The 3,950-nt window shown below is 50.7% G+C and carries 3 protein-coding genes; all 3 read right to left on the bottom strand.

Going from position 1 to position 3,950, the window contains the following annotated elements:
• Positions 1-470: Rpn family recombination-promoting nuclease/putative transposase (locus B5E62_RS16540; RefSeq protein WP_143468884.1), on the bottom strand; the 470-nt coding region annotated here is incomplete at its 3' end.
• 322 nt (positions 471-792) lie between these two features.
• Positions 793-2,712 carry a methionine--tRNA ligase gene (metG, locus tag B5E62_RS16535; RefSeq protein ID WP_087175605.1) on the bottom strand — a complete coding sequence of 640 codons (1,920 nt, stop codon included), beginning with the start codon at positions 2,710-2,712 and terminating at the stop codon, positions 793-795.
• A gap of 557 nt (positions 2,713-3,269) precedes the next feature.
• Positions 3,270-3,809, bottom strand: a complete 540-nt coding sequence (locus B5E62_RS17155) for a hypothetical protein (protein WP_206414345.1) — start codon at positions 3,807-3,809, stop codon at positions 3,270-3,272.
• Positions 3,810-3,950: the final 141 nt, after the last annotated feature.

The following is a 3,950-nucleotide window of genomic DNA, read 5'->3' as shown; positions in this document are numbered from 1 at the left end:
TTTTTCCCCGTCTGCTCATCACACAGGCGGATGGTCCGGTGGCATTTCTCATCATCCGCAAAGCGGATAAAATCCAGTATGCTCACATGGATACACTTTTTCAGCTTCGTGTAGGGGTCGCCCCTCCCGATCTGCTCTGCGTACATTTTACTCAGGTAGAACAGGGACCTGGCGTCCCACTGTCCGAACGGGTAAGCCTGCATCTCCATATTGATCTGAGCCCCGTCTTCCATCAGGGCCCGGACATCCAGGATGCCCAGCTTCTCGTCCGGGTATTCCTGTCGCAGCGCCGTGGGGAGCAGCACCGTCTCCCGGACAGCCGCCGGGTCTGCCCCCAGCAGGGCAGCGATAAAGCCTTTCCGCACTTTGGGATTGTACATCAGTCCCCTAAAACACACATCCACGGTGGGAAGCATGATAAAATTGTCATTTTTCTTCGTCACAATCTTCTCCTTTCCTGCTTGTCTCATGCAGGAAAGAGCTCTGCTTTCATATTAGCATATTTTCCAGAGCCATCAAAGGCGAAGCCCTGTTCCTGCATTATTCCTTTTGTTTACAAATCGGATCTAATGCCTGGAATACAGGCTCCGAAAATAAGATATCTGCTGCTTTGAACATCTGCAGCATGAAGATAGATCTTGCAGGCAGCGTACATTGCCGCCCAACTGATTTTAAAATAACATAATCTGATCGATCATGCAATCCATTTCCCGCTTTTTTCATAATTTTGTTTTCATAAAAAAGCTGCGGAGGTTATACTCCACAGCTTTTTCTTTATGACAGGCCCCTTTTCTAGCAGATCTCTGCTCCTGCCGGCATTTCTTTTTCCGGTGTCATGAGAGCCAGATTGCCGTCTGCATCTTCCGCGCAGAGCAGCATTCCCTCGGAGAGAACGCCAGCCAGTTTCGCAGGTTTCAGGTTCACAAGGACCATGACCTTCTTGCCTACCATCTCCTCAGGCGTGTAGTTGGACTTGATGCCGGACACGATCTGTTTGATCTGGCTGCCCACGCGCACTTTGGAGCAAAGCAGCTTCTTGGACTTCTTCACTGCCTCGCACTCAATGATCTCGCCTACCTGGAACTGCATTTTTCCAAATTCCTCAAAGGTGATCTCCGGTTTGGCCTCTATGTCGATGACTTCTGTCTCCTCTTCTTTTTCCTCCACAGCCGGGTGAAGCTCCTCCACCTTTTTCATGACTTCTTCCAGATCCAGCCTCTGGAAGAGGATCTCCGGCTTCTCTGTCACCTTGCCATCTCCCAGCTGTGCCAGGATCTTCTCTGATGTCTCAGGCATAAAAGGCTCCAGCGCTCTGGCGCCGGCCTTGATGCTCTCGATCAGATTGAAGAGCACTGTCTCCAGGCGGTCTTTCTTCGACTCATCTTTTGCCAGAGCCCAGGGCATAGTCTCATCAATATATTTGTTGCAGCGTTTGAACAGGGTAAAGATTTCTGTGATGGCATCCGCCACGCGGAGGTCTTCCATCTTCTTTTCCACTGCTTTCGGCATATTCTCTGTCACAGCCTTCAGATCTGCGTCTACTTCCTCTGCGGCGCCCTTGTCAGTCACGGTTCCACCGAAATATTTGTTTGTCATGGAAATCGTACGGTTTACCAGGTTTCCAAGGGTGTTTGCCAGATCGGAATTCATCCTCTCCACCATCAGCTCCCAGGAGATCACGCCGTCATTGTCAAAGGGCATCTCATGGAGAACAAAGTAGCGCACTGCATCCACGCCGAAGAAATCCACCAGCTCGTCAGCGTAGAGAACATTTCCTTTGGACTTGCTCATCTTGCCGTCTCCCTGAAGAAGCCATGGATGACCGAACACCTGCTTCGGAAGAGGCAGATCCAGAGCCATAAGGAAGATGGGCCAGTAAATAGTATGGAAACGGATGATATCTTTTCCGATCAGATGAAGATCTGCCGGCCAGTTTTTCTTAAACTGTTCTGTGCTCTCCCCGTCACAGTCATATCCGATCCCTGTGATATAGTTTGTCAGTGCGTCCAGCCACACGTACACTACGTGATCCGGGTCAAAATCCACCGGAATGCCCCATTTGAAGGATGTTCTGGACACGCACAGGTCCTGCAGTCCGGGAAGCAGGAAATTGTTCATCATCTCATTTTTCCTTGACACCGGCTGGATGAACTCCGGATGGGTATTGATATGCTCGATGAGCCGATCTGCATATTTGCTCATTTTAAAGAAGTAGGCCTCTTCTTTTGCCGGCTGCACCTCCCGGCCGCAGTCCGGACATTTGCCGTCCACAAGCTGGGACTCTGTAAAGAAGGACTCGCAGGGTGTGCAGTACATTCCCTCATAATATCCTTTATAGATATCTCCCTGGTCATACAGCTTCTTGAAGATCTTCTGCACCTGTTTTTCATGGTCTGCGTCTGTAGTGCGGATAAATTTGTCGTAGGATGTGTTCATCAGATCCCAGATCCGCTTGATCTCCCCTGCCACATTGTCCACGAATTCCTTTGGCGTAACGCCTGCTTCCTCAGCCTTCAGCTCGATCTTCTGGCCGTGCTCGTCGGTTCCTGTCTGAAAGAACACATCGTATCCCTGGCTTCTTTTGTACCTTGCGATGGCGTCCGCCAGTACGATCTCGTAAGTGTTCCCGATGTGGGGCTTGCCTGATGTGTAGGCAATGGCTGTTGTAATATAATACTTCTGCTTTTCCATTCTCTCTTCTCTCCTTTTCATAAAAAAAGTCTTCCCCAGCTCCCTTACGGAAACCAGAGAAGACGAATAAACCGTGTTACCACTTCTCATTCACTCCTGCCTCACAGCAGAAATCTCGTCAGGTGCCGGCATCTGCTGTCGACATCTCTCCGCTGTAAAGGGCGGTCCCTTCGCAGACTTACATTGAGCACTTAGCGAGGTATTACCGAGCTTAGTGCGAAAGTACACCTGAATGCTTGGCAAGGTTCTTTCGAGCCTAGCATTCATGGTGTTTCTTCTTTTATGCACTTAGCGAGGTATTATCGAGCTTAGTGCGAAAGTACACCTGAATGCCTGGCGAGGTTCTCTCTGTTCGTCTGCGCCGCTCGGAAGCCATCTTCAGCCCGCTTCCGTCCATTTCCTCTCAGCATGTGGAAATCTCTCTGTAAAACTTTCCCGGACCTACTCTCTTCGTCACAGCGTTTCTGTTATGAAAAATAATCTGTCTCAAATCGTAGCATAGGGAAAGAGAAATGTCAAGGCGTCCTGCCTTCTAAAACAGGATATATGCGATACGCATAAAGGATGAGCCGGAGCTCCTACGAGCAGATGCGCAGCTCCCCGTTTTTCTTCTCCACCTCAAACACAAGAGGATGCTTCTCCTTCCAGTCCGGGTCCTTGTCCGCCCTTTCCTTCCATTTATAATAGGCCTTCAGAAATCCCTTGTACACCAGCTCCTCCGCGCTCATCCTGGCCTGCACGGCCTGGTCGTAATCCGGGAACGTGCCCAGGTAGAACCTCTTTCCTTTAAACCCGATGTCCACCCGGTACTTTCCGTTCTTCATCCGGAAGCCGCTGGTGTTGTCGCTCCTGTATTTCCGGTTTTCCAGGATTTCCACACAGGTGCCGTCCACACGGTGGAGCTTGCTCCAGATGATCTTCTGGTTTTCCCTTTTCAGGCACCCGCAGCTCAGGACACTCCCCTGTACAAGGACATCCTCAGGCGCCTCCGTCTCGTTCCCGCAGTCGCAGATGCACCTCCAGTACACAGACCCTTTGCCACTGCGCCGCCCTGTCAGGTCCTCCGCCACGCTTCCCCGCCTGGCTGTCATTTTGGGGATACAGCCACAGTCCTTCACAGTCCCCCGCTTCAGCCGCTTGCTTGAGTTTCCGCAAACTGCAATAAAAAAATAGCTATGTCTACCCAAAGTACCAATCTGCCCATTTTTTGAGAGATTTAGAATGGCAGCACCGAGAGTAGAGGCACTTTTATAAGCCCC

This window comes from Lachnoclostridium sp. An118 (genome assembly GCF_002160985.1).
GTDB lineage: Bacteria > Bacillota > Clostridia > Lachnospirales > Lachnospiraceae > Claveliimonas > Claveliimonas stercoravium.
This window is presented reverse-complemented; position numbering and strand designations above follow the sequence as displayed.

Excerpts from the sequence above, each read along its gene's own strand:
- metG (WP_087175605.1), bottom strand. The coding sequence starts at position 2,712 with ATGAAAAGGAGAGAAGAGAGAATGGAAAAGCAGAAGTATTATATTACA.